Annotated in this window: 24 protein-coding genes and 2 tRNA genes; 15 read left to right on the top strand and 11 right to left on the bottom strand. The window is 67.4% G+C overall.

All coding sequences use genetic code 11. The features are described from left to right. Positions 1-3: 3 nt before the first annotated feature. From mnmA to ASD13_RS09055, 3 genes are read left to right on the top strand one after another with little or no spacing between them, the layout of a single operon-like run. Positions 4-1,101 (top strand): tRNA 2-thiouridine(34) synthase MnmA, encoded by a 1,098-nt coding sequence (gene mnmA / locus ASD13_RS09065; protein WP_082531453.1) that lies wholly within the window; start codon positions 4-6, stop codon positions 1,099-1,101. 38 nt (positions 1,102-1,139) lie between these two features. Continuing rightward, on the top strand, positions 1,140-3,473 hold the full coding sequence (gene ligA / locus ASD13_RS09060) for an NAD-dependent DNA ligase LigA (RefSeq protein WP_055868442.1): 2,334 nt from the start codon (positions 1,140-1,142) through the stop codon (positions 3,471-3,473). Next, entirely contained in the window at positions 3,470-3,937 is a 468-nt protein-coding gene (locus ASD13_RS09055; protein WP_055868438.1) for a hypothetical protein, read from the top strand. Before ligA ends, ASD13_RS09055 begins: the two co-directional genes overlap by 4 nt. A 22-nt stretch (positions 3,938-3,959) precedes the next feature. Here ASD13_RS09055 and ASD13_RS09050 read toward each other — a convergent pair whose 3' ends face one another. Both ASD13_RS09050 and ASD13_RS09045 read right to left on the bottom strand, forming a co-directional pair. Beyond that, the gene (locus ASD13_RS09050) at positions 3,960-5,804 is read right to left on the bottom strand and encodes a DEAD/DEAH box helicase (RefSeq protein WP_373695276.1); all 1,845 of its coding nucleotides are present in this window, start codon (positions 5,802-5,804) and stop codon (positions 3,960-3,962) included. 47 nt (positions 5,805-5,851) lie between these two features. Next, the gene (locus tag ASD13_RS09045; RefSeq protein ID WP_055868428.1) at positions 5,852-7,552 is read right to left on the bottom strand and encodes a long-chain-fatty-acid--CoA ligase; all 1,701 of its coding nucleotides are present in this window, start codon (positions 7,550-7,552) and stop codon (positions 5,852-5,854) included. 67 nt (positions 7,553-7,619) lie between these two features. On the opposite strand from ASD13_RS09045, the gene gatC reads away from it, so the two are divergent. The 6 genes from gatC to ASD13_RS09015 are packed head-to-tail and all read left to right on the top strand — an operon-like array spanning position 7,620 to position 13,170. Then, the gene (gene gatC, locus ASD13_RS09040; RefSeq protein ID WP_031206170.1) at positions 7,620-7,919 is read left to right on the top strand and encodes an Asp-tRNA(Asn)/Glu-tRNA(Gln) amidotransferase subunit GatC; all 300 of its coding nucleotides are present in this window, start codon (positions 7,620-7,622) and stop codon (positions 7,917-7,919) included. Continuing rightward, positions 7,916-9,433, top strand: coding sequence for an Asp-tRNA(Asn)/Glu-tRNA(Gln) amidotransferase subunit GatA (gatA, locus tag ASD13_RS09035; protein WP_055868425.1), 1,518 nt, complete (start codon positions 7,916-7,918; stop codon positions 9,431-9,433). The genes gatC and gatA overlap by 4 nt, the downstream gene beginning before the upstream one ends. Next, positions 9,433-10,947, top strand: a complete 1,515-nt coding sequence (gene gatB / locus ASD13_RS09030) for an Asp-tRNA(Asn)/Glu-tRNA(Gln) amidotransferase subunit GatB (protein ID WP_055868421.1) — start codon at positions 9,433-9,435, stop codon at positions 10,945-10,947. The genes gatA and gatB overlap by 1 nt, the downstream gene beginning before the upstream one ends. Positions 10,948-10,994: 47 nt before the next feature. Beyond that, positions 10,995-12,251 carry a DNA polymerase IV gene (gene dinB, locus ASD13_RS09025; protein ID WP_055868418.1) on the top strand — a complete coding sequence of 419 codons (1,257 nt, stop codon included), beginning with the start codon at positions 10,995-10,997 and terminating at the stop codon, positions 12,249-12,251. Positions 12,252-12,287: 36 nt separating this feature from the next. Further along, positions 12,288-12,605, top strand: coding sequence for a hypothetical protein (locus tag ASD13_RS09020; protein ID WP_031206169.1), 318 nt, complete (start codon positions 12,288-12,290; stop codon positions 12,603-12,605). Continuing rightward, complete coding sequence (locus ASD13_RS09015; protein WP_082531452.1) at positions 12,589-13,170, top strand: hypothetical protein; 582 nt, start codon at positions 12,589-12,591, stop codon at positions 13,168-13,170. Before ASD13_RS09020 ends, ASD13_RS09015 begins: the two co-directional genes overlap by 17 nt. On the opposite strand, the gene ASD13_RS09010 is transcribed toward ASD13_RS09015, so the two are convergent. The 6 genes from ASD13_RS09010 to orn form a co-directional block, all read right to left on the bottom strand. After that, entirely contained in the window at positions 13,167-13,664 is a 498-nt protein-coding gene (locus ASD13_RS09010) for a DUF2017 family protein (protein WP_055868417.1), read from the bottom strand. The two genes, ASD13_RS09015 and ASD13_RS09010, sit on opposite strands and share 4 nt — an antisense overlap. Next, the gene (clpS, locus tag ASD13_RS09005; protein WP_174799528.1) at positions 13,661-13,957 is read right to left on the bottom strand and encodes an ATP-dependent Clp protease adapter ClpS; all 297 of its coding nucleotides are present in this window, start codon (positions 13,955-13,957) and stop codon (positions 13,661-13,663) included. Before clpS ends, ASD13_RS09010 begins: the two co-directional genes overlap by 4 nt. Beyond that, positions 13,954-14,301, bottom strand: a complete 348-nt coding sequence (locus ASD13_RS09000; protein WP_081603925.1) for a metallopeptidase family protein — start codon at positions 14,299-14,301, stop codon at positions 13,954-13,956. The genes clpS and ASD13_RS09000 overlap by 4 nt, the downstream gene beginning before the upstream one ends. Before the next feature lie 27 nt (positions 14,302-14,328). Then, complete coding sequence (locus ASD13_RS08995; RefSeq protein ID WP_055868411.1) at positions 14,329-14,958, bottom strand: LysE family translocator; 630 nt, start codon at positions 14,956-14,958, stop codon at positions 14,329-14,331. A gap of 91 nt (positions 14,959-15,049) precedes the next feature. Beyond that, positions 15,050-15,122 (bottom strand) — tRNA-His (locus ASD13_RS08990). A 36-nt stretch (positions 15,123-15,158) separates the two neighbouring features. Then, entirely contained in the window at positions 15,159-15,785 is a 627-nt protein-coding gene (orn, locus tag ASD13_RS08985; RefSeq protein ID WP_055868406.1) for an oligoribonuclease, read from the bottom strand. A gap of 87 nt (positions 15,786-15,872) precedes the next feature. Between orn and ASD13_RS08980 the strand changes: the two genes are divergently transcribed. Then, a tRNA-Arg gene (locus ASD13_RS08980) sits at positions 15,873-15,948 on the top strand. Between the two features lie 85 nt (positions 15,949-16,033). Here the strand turns inward: ASD13_RS08980 and ASD13_RS08975 are convergent. Then, positions 16,034-16,303, bottom strand: a complete 270-nt coding sequence (locus tag ASD13_RS08975; RefSeq protein WP_017830680.1) for a hypothetical protein — start codon at positions 16,301-16,303, stop codon at positions 16,034-16,036. Positions 16,304-16,509: 206 nt separating this feature from the next. Here ASD13_RS08975 and ASD13_RS08970 point away from each other — a divergent pair, with 206 nt between their 5' ends. The 4 genes from ASD13_RS08970 (at position 16,510) to ASD13_RS08955 (ending at position 19,828) form a co-directional block, all read left to right on the top strand. Further along, a complete protein-coding gene (locus ASD13_RS08970; RefSeq protein ID WP_055868404.1) occupies positions 16,510-17,016 on the top strand; it encodes a single-stranded DNA-binding protein in 507 nt (168 codons plus the stop codon). Positions 17,017-17,094: 78 nt separating this feature from the next. Next, positions 17,095-17,592, top strand: coding sequence for a DUF6993 domain-containing protein (locus ASD13_RS08965; RefSeq protein ID WP_055868401.1), 498 nt, complete (start codon positions 17,095-17,097; stop codon positions 17,590-17,592). A 63-nt stretch (positions 17,593-17,655) separates the two neighbouring features. Beyond that, positions 17,656-19,335 carry an energy-dependent translational throttle protein EttA gene (gene ettA / locus ASD13_RS08960; protein WP_017830677.1) on the top strand — a complete coding sequence of 560 codons (1,680 nt, stop codon included), beginning with the start codon at positions 17,656-17,658 and terminating at the stop codon, positions 19,333-19,335. A 7-nt stretch (positions 19,336-19,342) separates the two neighbouring features. Next, positions 19,343-19,828, top strand: a complete 486-nt coding sequence (locus ASD13_RS08955; RefSeq protein WP_055868397.1) for an acyl-CoA thioesterase — start codon at positions 19,343-19,345, stop codon at positions 19,826-19,828. 82 nt (positions 19,829-19,910) lie between these two features. Here ASD13_RS08955 and ASD13_RS08950 read toward each other — a convergent pair whose 3' ends face one another. Further along, on the bottom strand, positions 19,911-20,801 hold the full coding sequence (locus tag ASD13_RS08950) for an acyl-CoA thioesterase (RefSeq protein ID WP_055868393.1): 891 nt from the start codon (positions 20,799-20,801) through the stop codon (positions 19,911-19,913). Between the two features lie 50 nt (positions 20,802-20,851). On the opposite strand from ASD13_RS08950, the gene ASD13_RS08945 reads away from it, so the two are divergent. Continuing rightward, on the top strand, positions 20,852-21,517 hold the full coding sequence (locus ASD13_RS08945) for a hypothetical protein (RefSeq protein ID WP_055868389.1): 666 nt from the start codon (positions 20,852-20,854) through the stop codon (positions 21,515-21,517). Here the strand turns inward: ASD13_RS08945 and ASD13_RS08940 are convergent. Further along, a complete protein-coding gene (locus ASD13_RS08940; protein ID WP_200942470.1) occupies positions 21,448-22,968 on the bottom strand; it encodes a serine hydrolase domain-containing protein in 1,521 nt (506 codons plus the stop codon). The genes ASD13_RS08945 and ASD13_RS08940 overlap by 70 nt on opposite strands. Between the last annotated feature and the right edge of the window lie 14 nt (positions 22,969-22,982).

Below are 22,982 nucleotides of genomic sequence, written 5' to 3'. Positions count from 1 at the left end.
CCCATGCGGATCCTTGCGGCGATGAGCGGTGGAGTCGACTCCGCCGTCGCGGCCGCCCGAGCCGTGGAGGCGGGGCACGACGTGGTCGGAGTGCATCTGGCACTCTCCCGGGCCGGAGGAACCTTGCGCACGGGCAGTCGCGGCTGCTGCACCATCGAGGATGCGCTGGACGCCCGTCGTGCCGCTGACGTGCTCGGCATCCCGTTCTACGTGTGGGACTTCTCGGAGCGTTTCCGCGACGACGTGATCCAGGACTTCATCTCCGAATACCAGGCCGGCCGCACCCCCAATCCGTGCATGCGGTGCAACGAGAAGATCAAGTTCGCCGCGCTCCTGGAGCGCGCGATCGAGCTGGGTTTCGACGCGGTGTGCACCGGGCACTACGCGACACTGATCGACGGCGATCGGGGTCTCGAGCTGCACCGCGCGTCCGACAACGCCAAGGACCAGTCCTACGTGCTGGGAGTGCTGACCGCCGAGCAGCTCGCGCACACCTACTTCCCCCTCGGCACGACGCCGTCGAAGGCGATCGTCCGCGCGGAAGCCGAGGCACGGGGTCTGAGCGTCGCGCAGAAGCCGGACAGCCACGACATCTGCTTCATCCCCGATGGGGACACCCGAGGCTGGCTCGCCGAGAAGGTCGGCACGGCGACGGGCGAGATCGTCGATCGCAGCGGAGAGGTCGTGGGCTCGCACGAAGGGGCCCACGCCTTCACAGTGGGACAGCGCCGCGGCCTCAAGCTCGGAGTCCCGGCAGCGGATGGCAAGCCACGGTTCGTCCTCGAGGTGCGCCCGGTCTCGAACACCGTCGTGGTCGGTCCGAAAGAAGCCCTCGCGATCGCCGAGATCGCCGGGGAGCGGTTCAGCTGGGCCGGCGCCGCACCCACCGAGGCATCCTTCGAGTGCCACGTGCAGATCCGCGCCCATGCCGAGCCGGTCGCCGCGCACGCCGCGATCTCCGACGGAGGGGTACGCGTCACCCCGGAGCGGCCGCTCGACGGTGTCGCACCAGGGCAGACCGCCGTGCTCTACATCGGAACCCGTGTGCTCGGGCAGTTCACGATCGACACCACGGTCTCGGCCGTTCCCGTCGGCGCGTAGACGCTTCGGGTGTCGGTGCCCGCTCGTAGACTGACGGGGTGCCGGAGAACATCTCGCTGGAAGACGCCCGAACCGAAGCCGAGGAGCTGACCACTCGCATCCTCGATGCGAAAGAGGCCTACTACGGCCGTGACACCTCATTGGTCGACGACTTCACGTATGACGGATGGATGCACCGGCTCGAAGAGCTCGAACGTCTGCATCCCGAACTGCAGGGACAGGACTCGCCGACGCAGATGGTCGGAGCCGCCGAGGCGACAGGGCTCGCAACCATCGAGCACGCGGAGCGGATGCTCAGCCTCGACAACGTCTTCTCCATCGAAGAGCTGAGGGAGTGGGCGGCGAAGACGAAGGCCTCGGCAGGGCGCGAGGTCGCCTGGCTCACCGAGCTGAAGATCGACGGACTGGCGATCAACCTCCGCTACGAGAACGGTGTTCTCACCTCTGCAGCCACCAGAGGCGATGGGCGTGTGGGAGAGATCGTCACCGAGAACGCTCTGCGTCTTCCGGAGATCCCGTACCGGCTGAGCGGGGAGGGCCACCCCTCGATCGTCGAGGTGCGCGGCGAGGTCTTCATCCCCGTGGCTGCGTTCGAACGGCTCAATGCGGCGCAGGCGTCCTTCCGCGAGCGCGCATATGCCGATGCTCTCGAGCGGTGGGAGTCGCGTGGGGGAGTGAAGAAGCCCTTCGATGAGGAGAAGGCGAGGACCGCGGCGGCCCGACGATTCCCCGCCTTCGCGAATCCGCGCAACGCGGCCAGCGGAGGTCTCCGCCAGCAGATCGACAAGAAGAACGGTCTCGAACTCGAAGCAGGCCTGCTGCGGATCGAGTCGCTCGCCCTCTACGTGCACGGCGTCGGCGCATGGGCGAACCCTCCCGTGGCGGCGCAGAGCGAGGTGTACGATCTGCTCGCACAGTGGGGGCTGCCCACGAGCCCGCACACGAAGGTGTGTCGCACCGTCGACGACGTCGTATCGTTCGTGGAGTACTTCGGCGAGCACCGGCACGACATCGAGCACGAGCTCGATGGGATCGTGGTCAAGGTCGACGAACTCGAGCTGCACGACGAACTCGGTGCGACGAGCCGCGCGCCGCGCTGGGCGATCGCCTACAAGTACCCGCCGGAAGAGGTGCAGACGAAGCTGCTCGACATCGTCGTGTCGGTCGGTCGCACCGGTCGTGCGACCCCGTTCGCAGTCATGGCCCCCGCTCACGTCGCCGGTTCCGTCGTCCGCCAGGCGACTCTGCACAACAAAGACGTCGTCAAGGCGAAGGGGGTGCTGATCGGCGACACCGTCGTGCTGCGCAAGGCCGGCGACGTCATCCCCGAGGTCCTCGGACCGGTGGTCGAGAAGCGCGACGGCAGCGAGCGGGAGTTCGTGATGCCTGTCGACTGCCCGGAGTGCGGCACACCGCTGCGGGCGATGAAGGAGGGCGATATCGATCTGCGGTGCCCGAATGCGAGGTCGTGCCCGGCACAGGTGCGCGGCCGCGTCGAGCACATCGGCTCCCGTGGCGCCCTCGACGTCGAAGCGCTGGGCGAGGTCACCGCTGCCGCGCTGACGCAGCCCACGTCTCCCGCGGTGCCGCCGCTCGAAACCGAGGCGGGTCTTTTCGCGCTCACCCTCGAGCAGCTCGTTCCCATCGAGCTCTTCGTGCGCGACGCCGAGACGGGGCTCCCCAAGGAGGACGAGGACGGGATCGTGAAGACCCGAGCACCGTTCAGACGAAACCCCACCCCGACCGAGAAGAAGGCCGGTCTCGAGGGTCCCCAGCCCTCATCCCAGGCGCTCACTCTGCTCGCTGAGCTGGAGAAGGCGAAGACCAAGGATCTGTGGCGACTGCTCGTGTCACTGAACATCCGTCATGTCGGCCCTGTCGCCGCCAGGGCGCTTGCCCAGTGGTTCGGTTCCCTCGACGCGATCCGCGCGGCCTCGCGTGATGAGCTGGCCGCAGTGGAGGGCGTGGGCGGGATCATCGCCGATTCGCTGCTCGCCTGGTTCGACGTCGACTGGCACCAGGAGATCGTGCAGCAGTGGACGGATGCGGGTGTGCAGTGGGCGACGCCCGGCCACCCCGGCCCTGGTGCGGCTGTCGCCGAGGGCGGCGTCCTCGAAGGTCTGACGGTGGTGGCGACCGGCTCGCTCGACGGATATACGCGAGAGGGTGCGCAGGAAGCCATCCTCAAAGCGGGCGGAAAGGCGGCCTCCAGCGTCTCGAAGAAGACCCACTTCGTCGCTGCCGGACCCGGCGCGGGGTCGAAGCTCGCGAAGGCGGAGGAGCTCGGTCTGCGCATTCTCGACGCGGCGCAGTTCCACATCCTGGTCACCGAAGGGCCTGACGCGCTCCCGCCCGTGGCCGAAGAGTCGTGAAGCGCTACGGACCGCTGATCGTGGTCCGTGAGGCGCTGGCTGTCGGAGACCCCGGTCGGCATCACCTGCGACTGACCCCTGACGCCGTGATCATCCGCGAGGGCGTCGAGAACCGTGGCATCGTGCGATGGGCCGACATCGAGGAGATCGCGATCGACGTCCCCACGACCAGGTTCCGCCTGCCGGGTCTGGTCAGCACCCTGCTGCTCGGAGCGCTGACCGCGGCGATGCTGACCGACCCCGGGGTCGATCCCGACGACGGTGCGGTGACTCTGACCGTCGACGGCGAGCCGCGCACTCTCCCGCTGAGCCGGCACCATGTCGGCGGCTATTGGGCGCCCACGGTCGCCGGCGCGCAGCGACTGATCGCCCATCTCATCGCGCACCCGGAGCAGCGCGCGCTTCTCGCACACCCGGAGCCGCTGATCGACGTGGCGGCACGACTCGCGCGCGGAACGGGCTAGCTCGTCCCGCGCGCGAGTGCGGTCAGCTCTTGTGACGCGGCTTGCGGAACGGCTTCTCGTCGCGCGTGTCTCGTGCCGGACGCTCATCGCGATCCCGACGCTCGAAACGATCGCTCCGTCCGCCGTCATCGCGGCTCTCACGGGGACCTCCCGCGCGTCGTGCGCCGGGGCCGCGGTCGGGCTTGATCTCGATCAGACGACCGGAGATACGCGTGTCGCGCAGCTTCTCGAGGACGGAAGCATCGAGGTTCGACGGCAGCTCCACGGTGGAGAAGTCGGGGCGGATGTTGATCGCGCCGAAGTCGTCGCGCCCCAGTCCACCCTCGTTGGCGAGCGCGCCGACGATCTGTCGCGGCTCGACACGGTGACGCCGGCCGACCTCGATGCGGTAGGCGGTGTAGTCGCCCCGCCCGCGTCGCTCGGTACGCGGTTCGCGAGCGTCGCGGCCGGCGCGCTCTCGCGGCGGACGATTGTCGGCTTCCACCGCCCTGGTGAGGGCATCGTTGGCGGGGTCGAGGAGCAGCGGCTTGTCGCCCTGCGCCACGACGGCGAGGGCCGCGGCCACATCGCCCTCCGGCACGTCGTGGTGACGGACGTAGTGCGCGACGATGTCGCGGAACGCCTCGATGCGCGCGGTCTCCGACAGCGCCGTGGTGATCGCGTCGTCGAAGCGGTTCAGGCGGGTGGTGTTGACGTCTTCCGTGCTGGGCAGCTGCATCTGCGTCGGGACCTGACGCGTCGCCTTCTCGATGTGCTTGAGCAGGTAGCGCTCGCGCGGCGTGATGAAGCTGATCGCATCACCGCTGCGACCCGCACGGCCCGTGCGTCCGATGCGGTGCACGTACGACTCGGTGTCGGTGGGGATGTCGAAGTTGATGACGTGGCTGATGCGCTCGACATCGAGACCACGCGCGGCGACGTCGGTCGCGACGAGGATGTCGAGCTTGCCGTCCTTGAGCTGGTTCACGCTGCGTTCGCGCTGCACCTGGGGCACGTCGCCGTTGATCGCGGCAGCGGAGTAGCCACGGGCACGCAGCTTCTCGGCGAGCGTCTCGGTCTCGTTCTTGGTGCGGACGAAGACGATCATGCCGTCGAAGTTCTCGACCTCGAGGATGCGGGTGAGCGCGTCGACCTTCTGCGCGTACGACACCACGAGGTACCGCTGCGTGATGTTCGTGCCGGTCGCGGTCTTCGACTTGATGCTGATCTCTTCCGGATCGCGCAGGTACTTCTGCGCGAGGCGACGGATCTGCGGGGGCATGGTCGCGGAGAACAGGGCGACCTGCTTCTCGACGGGCGTCTGCGCGAGGATCTGCTCGACATCTTCCGCGAAGCCCATCTTCAGCATCTCATCGGCCTCGTCGAGCACCAGGTACTGCAACTGCGAGAGGTCGAGAGTGCCCTTGGCGAGGTGGTCCATGATTCGCCCCGGCGTGCCGACGATCACGTGCACGCCGCGGCGAAGAGCAGAGAGTTGCACGCCGTAGGCCTGGCCGCCGTAGACGGGCAGCATGTGCACGCCCTTCATCTTGGAGGCGTAGGACTCGAAGGCTTCACAGACCTGGAGGGCGAGCTCGCGCGTGGGAGCCAGCACGAGGGCCTGCGGGGTCTTCTGCGAGACGTCGAGGCGCTCGAGGACGGGGAGCGCGAATGCCGCGGTCTTCCCGGTACCGGTCTGCGCCATGCCGACGACATCGCGGCCGGCGAGAAGAGTCGGGATGGTGGCCGCCTGGATGGGCGACGGGGTCTCGTATCCGAGATCCTTGATGGCTTTGAGGACGGGCCCGGTGATGCCGAGCTCCTCGAATCCGGGGGTCGCGGGAGTGTCCTCGGGGGCGTCGGTCAGCACTGCATCTTCAGGGGTCACTTCCCAAGGGTAGCGCGCCGGGACGATCGGCGCCTGTGAGGGCGTCCTCAGACGCCTGTCGTCAGCGCGATCAGCTTGTCCTTCACCTGGCGCCGGAGCACCTTCCCGATCAGAGACTTCGGGAGCTCATCGACGACGAAGACACGACGAGGGACCTTGTAGGGCGTGAGGATGCTCCGTGCGAAATCGCGGATCGCCTCGACGTCGACATCTGTTCCCTGGTCGACGACGATCGCCGCGACCACCTCTTCGCCGGAGTGCTCGCTCGGCAGACCGACGACCGCAGCATCCGCGACCTGCGGGTGCTGGCGCAGAGCGTTCTCGACCTCGGTGGGGGCGACGTTGAAGCCGCCCGTGATGATGAGTTCCTTGATGCGGTCGACGATGCGCACGAAACCGGCGTCGTCGATCGTCACGATGTCGCCCGTGCGGTACCACCCGTCGACGAAGACGGCCTCTGTCTCCTCGGGCTTGCCGTAGTAGCCCGAGAACACCTGCGGACCGCGCACGACGAGTTCTCCGGCCGTGCCGGGCGGCACGTCTTCGCTCGGGTTCTCCGGGTCCACGACGCGGCATTCGGTGCCCGGAAGGGGGAGTCCGACGGTGCCGGGAACGCGGTTGTCCGCGACCGGGTTGGCCATGAGGACGGGCGAGCACTCGCTGAGTCCGTAGCCCTCGACGAGATAGCCGTGTGTGGCCTCCTCGAACGGAACGACCAACTCGTGCGGCAGGGCCATGGCACCCGAGATGGCCACCTCGATGCCGTCGAGCGACACGCCCTCGGCCTTCGCGGCGGCGAGGAGGCGATCCGCGATGGGCGGCACGAGCGGCAGGAATGTCGCCGGGTGCTTCTTGACGACGTCGAGAACGAGTTCCGGGTCGAACTTGGGGAACAGCACCAGTCGTGCACCCATCGACATCGCGAACGTCAGACAGAGCGTGAGGCCGTAAGCATGGAACATCGGCAGGACCGCGTAGACGACGCATCCCTTGCCCCGTTGGATGGAGGGAACCCACGCCTGGGCCTGCGCGGCGTTGGCCAGCAGGTTGCGGTGCGTGAGCGCCGCTCCCTTCGGTGTCCCTGTCGTTCCGGAGGTGTACTGGATGATCGCGAGATCGTCGGTCAGCGGCTTCGGGTGCGACGCCGGGAGTGGCTCCGAGGCGAGCAGCGTGTCCCAGACGACCGTGCCGCGCACCCTCTCCGTGAGCGCGGCTCGCGACTCGCGTGCTTTGGTCACCGGCAGCCGCAGGGCGAAACGGGTGAGGAAGGGCATGGCGCGGGTCACGTCCACCGAGACGAGGTTCGTCACCGCAAGATCCGCCGGGAACTCCTGCACCGTGGAGACGACTTTGTTCCAGACGATCGCGTGCTTAGCGCCGTGGTCTTCGAACTGCTTGCGCAGCTCGCGCGGCGTGTAGAGCGGGTTGTGCTCGACGACGACGGCGCCGAGACGGAGCACCGCATAGAAGGCCACGATGTGCTGCGGGCAGTTCGGCAGCACGATCGCGACGGGGTCGCCGGCGCGGACACCGAGATCGCACAGACCCGCCGCCGCGCGGTCGATCGCCGACTGGAGCTGCGCATACGTCGTCTCCCGACCGAAGAACTGGAGGGCGGGGGCGTCCGGATAGTCGCGCGCCGAGGCGGCGACGATGTCCACGAGCGATCCGTCGACGGGAGAGAGGTCTTCCGGGACGCCGTCGGCATAGCTGGCGATCCACGGGCGAGGAGGCTGGAACGTGCTCACCCGCCCAGCATAGGGCGAGCCGCGTGAAGAGCATGGGACTGCGGAGCGCGCCAACTAGACTGGGGGAGTGTCTGAAATCACCCCTGAACTCGTGCGCCATCTCGGTGTGCTCGCACGCATCCAGCTGAACGACGACGAGGTGTCGCGGCTCACGAGCCAGCTCGACGCGATCGTCGACAACATCGCGAAGGTGTCGGAGGTCGCAACCCCCGACGTCGTCGCGACGAGCCACCCGATCCCGCTGAGCAATGTCTTCCGTCCCGACGTGGTCGGGCAGACGCTCACGCACGAGCAGGTGCTTCAGAACGCACCGGATGCCGCCGACGGCCGCTTCCGCGTGACCGCGATCCTGGGAGAAGAGCAGTGAGCGACATCATCCGGCTGGATGCGGCGGATCTCGCCGCGAAGCTCGCCGACGGCGAGGTGTCGAGCGTCGAGGCGACGCAGGCGCACCTCGACCGCATCGCTGCGGTCGACGGCGACGTTCACGCGTTCCTGCACGTCAACGAGGGGGCGCTCGAGGCCGCAGCGGCGATCGACGCACGACGGGCAGCCGGTGAGGTGCTCGGCCCGCTCGCAGGCGTACCGCTGGCCATCAAGGACGTGCTGGTCACGACCGACCAGCCGACGACGAGCGGCTCGCGCATCCTCGAGGGATACCGCTCGCCGTACGACGCCACGGTCGTGGCGCGATCACGCGCAGCGGGCATGATCGCCCTCGGCAAGACGAACATGGACGAGTTCGCCATGGGCTCCTCCACCGAGCACTCGGCGTACGGCCCCACGCACAACCCCTGGGACCTCGATCGGATCCCTGGCGGCTCCGGCGGTGGCTCGGCCGCCGCGGTCGCCGCGTTCGAGGCGCCCCTCGCGCTGGGTTCCGACACGGGAGGCTCGATCCGTCAGCCCGCCCACGTGACCGGCACGGTCGGCGTCAAGCCGACATACGGCGGTGTGAGCCGTTACGGAGCCATCGCCCTCGCCTCGAGCCTCGACCAGGTGGGCCCGGTCTCTCGGACCGTGCTCGACTCCGGTCTGCTGCACGACGCGATCGGCGGGCACGACCCGAAGGACTCGACCTCGCTGCGCGACACCTGGCCCTCGTTCGCCGAGGCCGCACGAGAGGGTGCGCGCGGAGACGTGCTCAAGGGTCTCAAGGTGGGCGTCATCCGCGAGCTCCCGGACAGTGGATTCCAGCCCGGTGTGGCATCGTCCTTCCGCAGCGCGCTCGCGCTCATGGAGTCGCAGGGTGCCGAGATCGTCGAGATCGGCGCCCCCCACTTCGAGTACGGTGTCGCCGCGTATTACCTGATCCTCCCGGCCGAGGCATCCAGCAACCTCGCGAAGTTCGACTCGGTGCGGTTCGGCCTGCGGGTGACTCCCGATGGCAACCCGACCGTCGAGGACGTCATGTCCGCGACACGCGACGCCGGATTCGGCGACGAGGTCAAGCGACGCATCATCCTCGGCACCTACGCGCTGTCCGCCGGTTACTACGACGCCTACTACGGCAGTGCGCAGAAGGTCCGCACCCTCATCCAGCAGGACTTCGCGAACGCCTTCGCCGAGGTCGACGTGATCGCGACGCCCTCGGCGCCGACGACGGCGTTCAAGCTCGGCGAGAAGATCGACGACCCGCTGCAGATGTACCTGAACGACATCACCACGATCCCGGTGAACCTCGCTGGCGTTCCCGGCATCTCCATCCCCAGCGGCCTGGCAGACGACGACGGTCTCCCCGTCGGCATCCAGTTCATCGCCCCGGCACGTGAGGACGCCCGACTCTACAAGGTCGGCGCCGCGCTCGAGACGCTGCTCGTGGACTCGTGGGGTGCGCCACTGCTCACCCGTGCACCGCAGCTCGCAGGAGGGAAGCGCTGATGGCCGCCGCCAAGCTCATGGACTTCGACAAGGCGCTCGAGATGTTCGAGCCGGTCCTCGGATTCGAGGTGCACGTCGAGCTCAACACGAACACGAAGATGTTCTCGGATGCGCCGAACCCGGCGAACGAGGCGTTCCACGCTGCCGAGCCGAACACGCTCATCGCCCCGGTCGACCTCGGGCTGCCCGGGTCGCTGCCGGTCGTGAACGAGACGGCCATCCGCTCCTCGATCAGCCTGGGGCTCGCCCTCGGCTGCTCGATCGCGGAATCGAGCCGATTCGCCCGGAAGAACTACTTCTACCCGGACCTCGGCAAGAACTACCAGATCTCGCAGTACGACGAGCCGATCGCCTACGAGGGATCGGTCGAGGTCGAGCTCGAGGACGGAACGCTCATCACGATCCCGATCGAGCGCGCGCACATGGAGGAAGACGCCGGAAAGCTGACCCACATGGGTGGGGCGACCGGACGCATCCAGGGCGCCGAGTACTCGCTGGTCGATTACAACCGTGCCGGCGTGCCTCTGGTCGAGATCGTCACCAAGACGATCTTCGGTACCGACCACCGTGCACCCGAGGTCGCCAAGGCGTATGTGCAGGCCATCCGCGACATCGTCCGCGGACTCGGCATCTCCGAGGCGCGTCTCGAGCGCGGCAACCTGCGATGCGACGCGAACGTCTCCCTCCGCCCCCGCGGCCAGGAGAAGCTCGGCACGCGCACGGAGACGAAGAACGTGAACTCCATGCGGTCGGTCGAGCGTGCGGTGCGGTACGAGATCCAGCGCCAGGCGCAGATCCTCGCCGACGGCGGGACCATCACGCAGGAGACCCGGCACTGGCACGAGGACACCGGCACGACCTCGCCCGGCCGTCCCAAGTCCGATGCCGACGACTACCGCTACTTCCCGGAGCCCGATCTGCTGCCGGTGGAGCCTGCCGCCGAACTGATCGAAGAGCTGCGCGCGGCGCTGCCCGAGCAGCCGGTGGCACGCCGTCGCCGCCTGATGGCGGAGTGGGGCTTCACCGACCTGGAGTTCCAGGATGTCCGCAACGGCGGACTGCTCGAGGTCGTGGAGGCGACGATCGCCGCTGGGGCGACTCCGGCCACCGCGCGCAAGTGGTGGACGGGTGAGATCTCCCGTCTCGCGAACGCCCAGGAGAAGGACGCCACCGAGCTCATCAGCCCGGAGAACGTCGCAGCCCTGCAGCAGCTCGTCGACGCCGGCACCCTCACCGACAAGCTCGCTCGTCAGGTGCTCGAAGGCGTCATCGCCGGCGAGGGCAACCCGCAGGAGGTCGTCGACGCCCGTGGACTCGCGGTCGTGTCGGACGACGGCGCATTGATCGCCGCCATCGACGAAGCACTCGCCGCGCAGCCTGACGTCATGGCGAAGATCAAGGACGGCAAGGTGCAGGCCGCCGGTGCCGTCATCGGAGCGGTCATGAAGGCGATGAAGGGCCAGGCGGACGCCGCACGCGTCCGTGAACTCATTCTCGAGCGCGCTGCGCAGTAGCGTGCGACCCCGGGCCTCATGTCGGAGGCCCGGGGGAGGATGGATGCATGGGACACGGTGACGGCAGCGGACGCATCGTCTCCGCCATCGATGCCGACGACACCGGCACGAGGATCCTGCACGTCGACATGGACGCCTTCTACGCGGCGGTCGAGGTGCTCGATGATCCCTCTCTCTGCGGTCTGCCGCTGATCATCGGCGCGCCGGACGGCCGTTCGGTCGTCTCGAGCGCGTCGTATGAGGCCCGCCGATACGGCGTTCGCGCGGCGATGCCGGTTTCGCAGGCCCTCAGGCTGTGTCCGTCCGCGCGTATCGTCCCCCCGCATTTCCACCGGTACCAGGAGGTCTCTCGGCAGGTGATGGCGATCTTCGAATCGTTCACACCGCTCGTGGAGCCGCTGTCCGTCGACGAGGCGTTTCTCGATGTCCAGGGTGTGCGCCGTCTCTGGGGGAGCCCCGCGCGCATTGCCGAACTCATCCGAGCGCGCGTCCTCGATGAGGTCGGGATCACGTGCAGCGTCGGCGTCGCCGCCACCAAGCACGTCGCCAAGATGGCTTCGACGATATCCAAGCCCGACGGGATGCTCGTCGTCGCGGCGAAGGACACGCTCGACTTCCTCTCGCCTCGACCGGTCCGTGCCATGTGGGGCGTCGGGCCGAAGGCCGCTGAAGCGCTGGAGGCTCGGGGGATCCGAACGGTGCGAGATGTGCGAGATGCCCCGCGCGAGATGATCGAACGCGCTGTCGGGCCTGCGCTGAGTGCGCGACTCGCACAGCTCGCCCGGGGAGAGGATGCGCGCGTCGTCGACACGGAGCGCGTGGAGAAGAGCATCGGTCATGAGGAGACCTTCGACGCCGACATCCTCGACCGCTCGTTCCTGCGCGCGGAACTGCTCCGACTGGCCGACCGCGTCGCTGCCCGGCTCCGCCGAGCGGAGTGGGAGACATCGACCGTCGCGATCAAGATCCGTTTCGATGACTTCCGTACGCTGAGCCGGTCCCAGACACTGAGCGAGCCCACAGCAGTGGGTCAGCGTATCGGAGAAGCCGCTCAGTCCCTGTTCGAGCAGATCGACCGTCGTGATCCGGTGCGACTGGTCGGTGTCCGTGCCGAGAATCTTCGACCAGCCGGCGGAGGCGCCCTCGGGCTCTGGGACGACGACGAGGACTGGCGCCGAGTCGAGGGCGCGATGGATGAGGCCGTCGCCCGGTTCGGCGCGGCGACGATCAGTCGCGCCCGACACATCGGCCGCGGCGATGGCAGAGGCGCCGCACAACACCCGAAAGCCCACGGCCTGGATTGATCCCATAGGGCATGGTTCCTCGGCTAGCGTGGGGTTATGCCGAACATTGCACTGGAACTCGGAAAACAAGCTGCGTCCTTCGGCGTGAAGAGCGCGTACGGAGAGCCGCAGGACGTCGACGGTGTGAGCATCACGCCGGTCGCGTTCACCTACTCGGGCTTCGGCGGTGGCAGCGGAGACGGTGCCGAGGGTGGCGGCGGTGGAGGCGTCTCCGTTCCCGTCGGCGTGTATGTGCGTCGCGAAGAGGGCTTGCGCTTCGAGCCGAACATCGTCACGCTTCTCGTGGTCGCCGTGCCGTTCGTCTGGGTCGCCGGACGGGCGCTCACCCGCATCATTCGTGCCCTCAAGAAGTGACGACCCGGTCTCAGCCGCGCTGGAGCAGGCTGCGACACTGATCGAGCAGGATGTCCGCGCCGTCGCCGCTGTCAACCCGGTCGTGCTCATCGACGGGGGAAGCGGAGCGGGGAAGTCCTCTCTCGCCTCCCTGCTCGTGCGTCGCTGGCCCGTGGTCGGCCATGTGCAGCTCATCGCGCTGGACTCGCTGTACCCCGGCTGGGATGGTCTCGAAGGCGGCGTCGAGCGCGCCCTGGAGTGGATCCTCCGCCCGCACGGCCGCGGTTACCTCGGGACCTGGCGGCGGTGGGACTGGGAGGCTCAGGCTGAAGCGGAAAGCCACGCCGTCGATCCGGCCCTCGGCGTGATCGTCGAGGGCAGCGGGATACTCCGGGCGTCGACCGCCGGCCTCGCCGACGTCAGAATCTGGGTGGAGTCCGCGGAGGCGTCGCGCAAGGCGCGAGCTCTAGCCCGCGACGGCGACAGCTACCGCCCGCACTGGGACCGCTGGGCTGCGCAGGAGCGTCTGCACCGGGAGCGGGACGATCCTCGTTCCCTCGCCACCCGAGTCGTCGAGGTTCCCTAGCGCCTTCCATCGGCGTCATCCGCCGCCTGGATGAGAACTTCCAGGCGGTAGCCGAGCCAGTCGTACACATCGTGACGACCGTCGGTTCCGGTCTCTTCGTCGGAGGTGATCCCCAGGCGAGCCGCGATCACGAGTCGAATGGCGGTGAGCGTGCGGAGCCAGGAGTCGAGGTCTGCAGTGGGGACCGAGAGTTCGCGCGTCAGGAGGGCCTCCGCCTCCTCGAGACCGTCACCACCCTCGGGGAGTTCTCGGAGCGCCGTCCGCATCAGGCGCGCATCGCTGAGTCGCCGATCGAGGAGGTCGTCTCGCGTGCTCTCCGCGAAGCCGGCAGCGGAGGCGGGATCGTCGGGGTAGGGGTTCGGTGCCAGCCGGTCGATCGCGGGGTCCCCGACGTCACGCGAGGTGACGAGCAGCTCGAGGAAGTCATCCACGAGCTTCGCGAGGTGGTGCTCCTCGATGGCGGTGATCGGGACGATCACGGTGTCAGAGGTCATGACGTCGCCTTCCTGACCGTGGCCCAGAGCCCGAAGTCGTGCATGGCCTGTGCATGCACCTCCATGGTCTCGCGCGGTCCGGTGGCCACGATCGCATGCCCGTCGTGGTGCACGGCGAGCATCAACGCCGTCGCGTGATCGAGGGAGTACCCGAAATACGTGCGGAAGACGCGCACCACGTAGCTCATCAGGTTGACGGGGTCGTTCCAGACCACCACCTGCCATGGCTCGAGGGGAGCAGCGCTCAGGTCGGTCACCTCATCGAGGTCGGGAACCGCTGTCGGGATCGTCACGCCCAGCCCATCTCATGCAACTGCTCGTCGTCGATTCCGTAGAAGTGCGCGATCTCATGGACCAGTGTGGTGTGGATCTCGTCGCGGAGCTCGTCGTCGGTCTCGCACTGCGCGAGGTGCGGTTCGCGGTAGACGACGATGCGATCGGGGAGTTCACCCATTCCGTACTGCGTCCGCTCGGTCAGCGCCAGGCCGTCGTAGAGCCCGAGCAGATCGAGGCTGCCGTCCTCGGGCCGATCCTCGACGACGAACACGACGTTCTCCAGCCCTTCGACCATGTCGTCGGGGAGGCGGTCGAGCTCGTCGATCACGAGCTCTTCGAAGGCGGCGGCATCCATGTCCATCATCTCCAGCCTAGGGGCGACGGATGGTCAGTGGAGGAGAACGAGAATCGCGGCCACCACGATGAACAGGGCGCCGAAGACCGTGTTGAGGACACGCTGCCCTCGCGCCGTGCGCGTGAGGCGACGGAAGGGGCGCGCGGCTGCGGCGAAGAACCCCCACATCACGATCACATCGACGACGATCACGGTGACGATGAGGGTGAGGTACTGGGGCAGTGGCGGCTCATCCAGCCGGACGAACTGCGGGATGAACGCCAGGAAGAAGACGATCGCCTTCGGGTTCAGCAGGTTGACCCAGAACCCCCGGCGGATCATCGACCAGTGGCTCTCCCTGGAATCGACCGGAACGGGAACGTCGTCGACCACGACCGCCGGCTTCGTGAGGATGAGACGTATCCCGAGGAACACCAGGTACGCCGCGCCGGCATAGCGGATGCCGTTGAAGAGCACCTCCGAGCGAGAGACCAGCAGTCCGACGCCGGCGGCCACGACAGCCACATGGACGATCAACGCGATCTGCTGCCCGACGATGCCCCATATCGATCGTCGCCACCCTTGATTCATGGCGTTCGACATCGTGTTGATCGCACCGGCGCCGGGCGTGAAACTGATCACGACGGAGGCGGTCAGCAACGAGAACCAGACCGCGAGCGACACCCCGTCAGTCTAGAGCTCAGGAGGGGAACAGGCCGATCATGCGGAGATGCGAAGAAGGCCCGAACCTTGCGATTCGGGCCTTCTTCAGGAGGGTGAGTAACGGGACTCGAACCCGCGACATCCGGCACCACAAGCCAGCGCTCTACCAGCTGAGCTATACCCACCATGTGCCCACCGGAGCAGGCAACCATACGAGTGTATTACATGTTCGGAGTGAACTCGGACACCGTGCGCGAAGCGATCTCCCGAGCCTCGTCGCTGGACGGCCCCGGCTCATCGACGAACACTGCTTCGCGGTAGTACCGGAGCTCCCTGATCGACTCGAGGATGTCGGCGAGCGCACGGTGACCCCCGTCTTTGGAGGGGGCCTGGAAGAACACCCGCGGGTACCAACGGCGCGAGAGCTCCTTGATGCTGGAGACGTCGACGTTGCGGTAGTGCAGCCACTGATCCACCTGCGGCATGTACTTCGCCAGGAACATCCGATCCGTGCCGATCGTGTTCCCGGCCAGAGGCGCTTTGCGCTCCAGCGGAACGAAGCGCTTGATGTACGCGAGGGTCTGGGACTCAGCCTCCTCCAGCGACACTCCACCGGCGATCTCCTCGATGAGTCCCGATGTCTCGTGCATCTTCGTGACGAAGTCGTTCATGTGCTCGAGGGCACTCTCATTGGGGCGGATCACCACCTGGAATCCCGGATCGATGGGGTTGAGCTCGAAGTCGGTGACGACGACGGCGATCTCGACGAGCTCGTCGACCGCCAGATCGAGGCCCGTCATCTCGCAGTCGATCCATACGAGACGATCATTCTCGGACGCAGATACCATGCCGCCATACTATCGACGGGCCCGACATCGCCGACCGGAGCGTGCTTCACGAAACGCCTCCGGGACCGCGATACTCTAGAGATGTGCGCCTCCGTAGCTCAGGGGATAGAGCAGGAGCCTTCTAATCTCTTGGTCGCAGGTTCGAATCCTGCCGGGGGCACCACACGAGTCGAATGCCCCGCGACACACGGCGCATCGAGGCATTGGCCGTCGAATCTCCGCCTGCGTCGTCGACCGCGCTGAACTCGTCAGGAATAGCGGAGGGCCGCGACGGCATCGTCCGCGCGCCAGAACTCACCGACGACCCGGAAGACGCCCGTCGCGAGATGAAGGCGCTCCGCGCGGTATCGAAGCCCGAGCGGATCCGCGACGATGCGCAGGTGACCGAGCACGTGCTCCCGCTGATCCTGCACTCTCCAGAGGTGATCTGCGGCGCGGACCAGATGCTCTCGTGCGGAAGCGAGTCGAGGCGTGGCGTAGGGGATCTCGGGGAGGGAGGTGATCAGGTTGTCGGACATCGGGGCTCCTTTCGTGATTCGAAGATATGACCGACCTCCGACATTCGGGCCGGTGAGGTCCTCCCGCCCTCATCGGGGCTTTCTCTCCACAGACGCCATCTGAACGAGGCTGTCCACCACTTGCACGATTCGGGCGATCGGCTCCCGTCGTCGCGCCCCACTCTGGAGGGGCCCGGAAGAGATCCGGCGATCGAGAGGATGAGCACATGATCGACACCCTGACCATCGTGGGGAGAGTCGCGACCGACCCGACGCAGGTCCAGACAGGGGGCGGCGTCTCTGTCACCAATTTTCGCCTCGCCAGCACGCACCGCCGCTTCGACGCCGTGACCCAGACGTGGACGGACTCCGGGACCAATTGGTTCTCCGTGGCCGCATTCCGACAGCTCGGCGAGAACGCGAAGGCGTCACTGCGCACCGGTGACAGCGTGATCGTGACCGGTCGCCTGAAGATCCGAAACTGGGAGAGCAACGGCAAGCACGGCACCAGCGTCGACATCGAAGCGGATGCGATCGGACATGACCTGCGCTGGGGGACGACCGCCTACCGACCGCAGGCGCGTGCGCAGGCGAGTGCCACGGAGACGTCAACCGACTCCGCGCACGCGTCATCCGGCCATGAAGGGGTCGGCGTCCCCGATGAAGAGAAGGACTCCTCGACGATCGACCTCTCCTGGGCTGATCCGGAGGCGGAGCTGACGGGGAGGGGCTGACCTGTCGAGTTCGGAGGGATGAGGGCGCGGGCCGGCTGTTCGGGCGAGACGAAGGGGAAGGCGACGTAGACTCGGCACGTGCTTCGTCGATCGGTCCTCTCGCCCGCGCGTGCAGCCGGCGTCCTCGCCGCCACGGCTGCGGCCGCCCTCCTTCTCTCCGGGTGCACGCCGAGCCCCGCTCCGTCACCTTCCCCGTCGGTCTCAGCCTCGCCCGGTGCGGAGTCGACGATTCCCGCGGCCCCCGTCCTGGTGCCCGATGGCACCGCCGAGGAGAACCTGCCTGTGTTCACGGCGACCGCGGAAGGCATCTGGGCGACCGATCAGCGGGGGTTCGGTCGCGCCTACATCGACGCTCTGATCAGTGCAGGGTTCGATCGCGAGGCGATGCAGGTGACCCAGGATCAGACCACGGTAGGGAATCCGGCGGAGAGTCTGCAGTTCTCCGTGCGCTGGGGCGACGATGAGTGTCTCGTCGGCCAGGTCGGGCCCTCCACGGGGCAAGTCGTCACCGCGGTTCTGCCGCAACTCGCCGAGGGGCGCTGCCTCATCGGTGCCACACGTCCTATCGACTGGTGACACGCCAGGGGGCCGGTAGGCTGGAGTGTCGATCTTCGACGCCAACAGAAGGAGCGGTTTTCGGTGGCTGAGTACATCTACTCGATGGTTCGTGCACGCAAGGCAGTGGGCGAGAAGCTCATCCTGGACGACGTGACCATGGCGTTCCTCCCCGGGGCCAAGATCGGTATGGTCGGTCCCAACGGCGCCGGTAAGTCGACGATCCTCAAGATCATGGCGGGTCTGGACACCCCCTCGAACGGGGAGGCGAAGCTCTCTCCGGGGTTCACCGTCGGCATCCTCATGCAGGAACCGGAACTCGACGAGACGAAGACCGTGCTCGAGAACATCCAGGACGGCATCGCGATCAAGGCGAAGCTCGACCGCTTCAACGAGATCTCGGCACTCATGGCCGATCCCGATGCCGACTTCGACGCTCTCCTGGCGGAGATGGGTTCGCTTCAGGAAGAGATCGACGCGGCGGACGGCTGGGACCTCGATTCGCAGCTCGATCAGGCCATGGATGCGCTGCGCACCCCTCCGGGCGACGCGGCGATCGCCCCGCTCTCCGGTGGTGAGAAGCGTCGCGTGGCGCTGGCGAAGCTGCTCCTGCAGAAGCCTGACCTCCTGCTCCTCGACGAGCCGACCAACCACCTCGACGCCGAGAGCGTGCTGTGGCTCGAGCAGCACCTGCAGGCCTACAAGGGTGCCGTCATCGCAATCACCCACGACCGGTACTTCCTCGACCATGTGGCCGAGTGGATCGCCGAGGTCGACCGCGGCCGCCTGATCGGCTACGAGGGCAACTACTCGACCTATCTTGAGAAGAAGGGCGAACGCCTCGAGATCCAGGGCAAGAAGGACGCCAAGCTCGCCAAACGCCTCAAAGAGGAGCTGGAGTGGGTCCGCTCGAGCGCGAAGGGGCGTCAGACCAAGTCGAAGGCGCGACTCGCTCGCTACGAGGAGATGGCGTCCGAGGCTGAGCGCACCAGGAAGCTGGACTTCGAGGAGATCCAGATCCCCGCAGGACCGCGTCTCGGTAGCGTCGTCATCGAGGCCAAGAACCTGAAGAAGGGCTTCGACGGACGCTCGCTCATCGACGGACTCAGCTTCAGCCTGCCGCCGAACGGCATCGTCGGTGTCATCGGCCCGAACGGTGTCGGAAAGACGACGCTGTTCAAGACCATCGTCGGCCTCGAGCCGCTCGACGGCGGAGATCTGAAGATCGGCGAGACGGTCAAGATCAGCTACGTCGACCAGTCGCGCTCCAACATCGACCCGAACAAGACGCTGTGGGAGGTCGTCTCCGACGGCCTCGACTACATCACCGTCGGCAAGACCGAGATCCCGTCCAGGGCGTACGTCTCCAAGTTCGGCTTCAAGGGTCCGGACCAGCAGAAGAAGGCAGGTGTGCTCTCCGGTGGTGAGCGCAACCGCCTGAACCTCGCGCTGACCCTCAAGGAGGGCGGCAACCTGCTGCTCCTCGACGAGCCGACCAACGACCTCGACGTGGAAACCCTGAGCTCGCTCGAGAACGCGCTGCTCGAATTCCCCGGCTGCGCCGTGGTCATCACCCACGACCGGTGGTTCCTGGACCGCATCGCCACGCACATCCTCGCCTACGAGGGGACCGATGAGAAGCCTGACCAGTGGTACTGGTTCGAGGGCAACTTCGAGGCCTACGAGGAGAACAAGATCGAGCGCCTCGGGGCGGATGCGGCCAAGCCGCACCGCTCGACGCACCGCAAGCTGACGCGCGACTGAGCCTGTCGTGACCGCATCGCCGGGGCCCCGTCTGCACATCCCGATCCAGCTCCGCTGGGGCGATCTGGATGCGTTCAACCACGTCAACAACACCTCGATGCTGAAGCTGCTCGAGGAGGCTCGTGTGCGAGCATTCTGGCGTGCGGGCCCCGGCGAGGAGGCACCCTCGACGGCAGTGCTCGACTCGGGCATCGACGAGGGCATCCTCACGCTCATCGCTCGCCAGGAGATCGAGTACCTCGCGCCCGTGCCGTACCAGCGGCGACCGCTCGAGGTGCAGATGTGGTTCGGGAAGCTCGGCGGGTCCAGCGTCGAGGTCTGCTACGAGGTGCACAACGACCCGACGGCGGACCCTCGTCAGATCTATGCGCGATCGACGGCGATCATCGTGCTCGTCGACGCGAAGACCGGACGCCCCACCCGCCTCACGCAGGAGATGCGCGACGCCTGGGAGCCGTACCTCGGAGAGTCGATCCAGTACAGTCATCGCTGAGCCGCTCTCGGTCAGCGGCACCGAGGGGCACGTAAGGCTGTGCCTCGTAGTCGGTCGGGAGCGGATACTCCCGACCGACGCATCAATCCTGGCTGTCGGGAACCCGGATCATGATCTCCTGCGCGACGCTTGCCACGAGGGCTCCGTCACGCGTGAAGATCCGTCCGGTGGCGAGCCCTCTGCCGCCGCGGGCGTTCGGCGACTCCTGCACGTACAGCAGCCACTCGTCCACGCGCGCAGGCCGGTGCCACCACATCGCGTGATCGAGGCTGGCGACCTTGAGACCGGGGAGCGCCCAATAGACGCCGTGGGCGCGGAGAATCGACTCCTGGATCGTCATATCGCTGAGGTAGGCGAGGGCCGCCCTGTGCAGACGCTGGTCGTCGGGTAGCGGCGCGCGAAGACGCATCCACACGGCCTGCTGCGGCGTGCGCGCATCGTCGCTCGGCAGATACAGAGGCGAGTCGACGTGGCGGATGTCCGCGGCGCGCTCGCTCAGCATCCGGGCGGTACCGCCGGGGAGACCCTGAACCCGATCCTCGTCCGGTGCGAGTGCCTCAGGAGCGGGAATGCCCTCGGGCATCGGCTGTGCGTGCTCGACGCCCGGGTCGGCGTCCTGGAAGGAGGCGATCATCGAGAAGATGGGCACACCGTTCTGGTAGGCCTGGGCACGGCGCGTGGAGAACGAGCGTCCGTCATGGATGCGGTCGACGGAGATCGTGATGCCTTGACTCGCGTCGCCTGGACGCAGGAAGTAGCCGTGCATCGAGTGCACCGCACGGTCTTCGGGAAGGGTGCGCTCCGCAGCCAGGAGTGCCTGGGCGAGAACCTGTCCGCCGTAGATCCGGCCGGTGGGCATCGGGTGCGAGGAGCCGGTGAAGATGTCCTCCGTCGTCCGTGCCTGCGTCGAATCGAGATCGATGACCTCGAGCAGTCGCTCGACGGTCTGGATGGCGTGGTCTTCCGCGCTCATGGATTCCTCTCTGCGCCCCGGGGCGCCGCTCCGTTGGTAGTTTAGAACGCGTGCCGCATCACCTTCTCCTCGCCGACTCCCACACGGCGAAAGACGTCCTGACGTTCGTGGGCCGAGCGGCCAGGATCACCGACGAGGGCGTGCGGCTGCAGGCGGCAGGCGGCGTACTCGCCCTCACGACCGCGGCACTCGCCCCCCACGGCCTGTTCGATCAGACACCGACGATCCTCGCTATGCGCATCGTGCATGCTGATCCCGAGCTCGAGTGCGATGTCGTCGTCGATCAGCTCACGAAGACAGACGAGCCACAGCGCCTCGAGCTCCCGGACACCGGACTCTCGCCGGCGTGGGCGGGTGTGGCGCCGCCTCGAGGCGGGTGGGAGCCGGTGTCGGCGCTCGACGCCTCCGTGATCGCCCAGCGGGCGCAATGGGGGATCTCCGCCGTGGCCCGTGGCACCGCGCCGGGCTCAGGAGAAGAAGCCGTGCGAGCCCTGCGGGCCGCGATCTGGGGCGAGCCGGATGAGGACCTCGGTGACGTCCCGCGAGGCGTCGCCTTCGCCGCGGATGCGATGGGCTTCATCTCGGGGGAGGAACAGGTGGCCGTTTCTCGATCCGGTCGATGGACGCGACTCGCCTTCCGGCGCGGTCATGTGCTTTCCCGTGGCCCGGTCGCCTCAGGTCTCACGAGTGTGCGTGACACCGGCTCCGCCGGCTGAGACGACCGCCGCCGCCCGCGACGCCGAAGCACGTGGCCGCGCTGCAGCGCGACGATCCTGCTCACGAGGGCGCTGATCCCTCCCAGCACCAGGACCGCGCCGAGAAGGTCCAGAAGCGGGAACAGCCAGAGGTCGATCACCCAGTACTGCCAGTTGACGGAGCCCCCGAGCAACGCGGGAGTGAGGGGGATGACCAGCCCTGCGACGATCACGAGGATGAGCGGGAAGAGTCGGAGCAGGAGTCGCGGTGTCCGTGCGGACCGCCTTTCCGCCGCCCAGCGGGGAACGCGAAGAGCCGTCACGAGGAGCAGGGTCAGAGCGACCGCGGCAAGGACCGACAGGATGCTGTTCGCGACGCCCAGAGGGTTCTCGTAGGGCTTCGGGGGCACGCCCTCGGATTCCGCGATCAGATTCTGCGCCAGCTCGCCGGGGGAGCCGACTCCGTTCGTGAGCACAACGACAGCTCTTCCCGTCTCGGGGGCGAAGGCCATGGACCCGGTGAACGTGGCCAGAGTGCCCCCGTGCGAGACGAAGCCAGATGCATCCCCTCCATCCGGGGCGAGGTGCTGCCAGCCGAGACCATACGGTGCAGCGTTGGGCTGCACCGCGTGGAGCTCGTCGAGCAGCGGGCGCTCCAGCAGTGCCGCACCGACCGTGCCCTGGTTGAAGCGGAGCCACTGCACCATGTCGGCGAGCGTCGACACCACGCCGCCGTTGCCTCCGCAACGCCCCGGCATCTCCGGCATCACGTACGCGAGACCCAGCACCACGGAGAAGCCGGGCGCGAGCTCATCCACAGTCCGGTCGCAGGCGTCCACGCTCAGCGAGTCGTGCATGCCCAGCGGCACGAAGAGACGCTCCCGAAGGAAATCATCGAGAGGCTGCCCCGACACGATCTCGACGATGCGGGCGGCGAGCGAGTAGTTCGTGTTGTGGTACTCGAATCGCACTCCCGGTTCCGCGACCAGTCGGCGCTCCCTGAGCTCGGCGATGACCGCCCGCGTGGTCCGCGGCGCGGGCAGCGCGAACTCGTCGTTCGTCTGCAGCGACAATCCCGAAGTATGGGACAGCAGCTGGCGGATCGTGATGTGCTCGTACCTCGCATCGGCCATCGTGAACTCCGGCAGGCGCTCGACGACGCGGTCATCGAGTTCCACTGAGCCGTCCTGGACCAGCAGCATGATCGCCGTCGCCGTCATCGACTTGCTCATCGACGCGATCCGGAACCGCGTCTCCGGCGTGATCGCCGCTCCGGCGCCGTCACGACCGCGCACGATCAGATCGACGTCTCCGTCGGAGATCACGGCCGCGGCGATCCCGGGAGTCGCGAACGTCTCCGTGTACGCCTCGACCGTCCTGGAGGCAGTCGTCGGGGTGTCCGCGGTGACAGTGGGAACAGCGCAGCTCGCGAGCAGTGTCGACAGGAGTCCGAGGAGCAAGAGGATGCGCACGAGCCCACCGTAAG

Source organism: Microbacterium sp. Root1433D1, from assembly GCF_001426835.1.
Lineage (GTDB): Bacteria > Actinomycetota > Actinomycetes > Actinomycetales > Microbacteriaceae > Microbacterium > Microbacterium maritypicum.
This window is presented reverse-complemented; position numbering and strand designations above follow the sequence as displayed.

What these genes read in the sequence shown, in the direction of transcription:
- gatB (WP_055868421.1), top strand. Translation starts at nt 9,433, where the DNA reads ATGGCCGCCGCCAAGCTCATGGACTTCGACAAGGCGCTCGAGATGTTC.
- ASD13_RS08950 (WP_055868393.1), bottom strand. Translation starts at nt 20,801, where the DNA reads ATGAGCGCGGAAGACCACGCCATCCAGACCGTCGAGCGACTGCTCGAG.
- dinB (WP_055868418.1), top strand. Translation starts at nt 10,995, where the DNA reads ATGGGACACGGTGACGGCAGCGGACGCATCGTCTCCGCCATCGATGCC.
- ASD13_RS09020 (WP_031206169.1), top strand. Translation starts at nt 12,288, where the DNA reads ATGCCGAACATTGCACTGGAACTCGGAAAACAAGCTGCGTCCTTCGGC.
- ASD13_RS09010 (WP_055868417.1), bottom strand. Translation starts at nt 13,664, where the DNA reads ATGACCTCTGACACCGTGATCGTCCCGATCACCGCCATCGAGGAGCAC.
- mnmA (WP_082531453.1), top strand. Translation starts at nt 4, where the DNA reads ATGCGGATCCTTGCGGCGATGAGCGGTGGAGTCGACTCCGCCGTCGCG.
- ASD13_RS08975 (WP_017830680.1), bottom strand. Translation starts at nt 16,303, where the DNA reads ATGTCCGACAACCTGATCACCTCCCTCCCCGAGATCCCCTACGCCACG.
- ASD13_RS08970 (WP_055868404.1), top strand. Translation starts at nt 16,510, where the DNA reads ATGATCGACACCCTGACCATCGTGGGGAGAGTCGCGACCGACCCGACG.
- orn (WP_055868406.1), bottom strand. Translation starts at nt 15,785, where the DNA reads ATGGTATCTGCGTCCGAGAATGATCGTCTCGTATGGATCGACTGCGAG.
- ASD13_RS09000 (WP_081603925.1), bottom strand. Translation starts at nt 14,301, where the DNA reads ATGGACATGGATGCCGCCGCCTTCGAAGAGCTCGTGATCGACGAGCTC.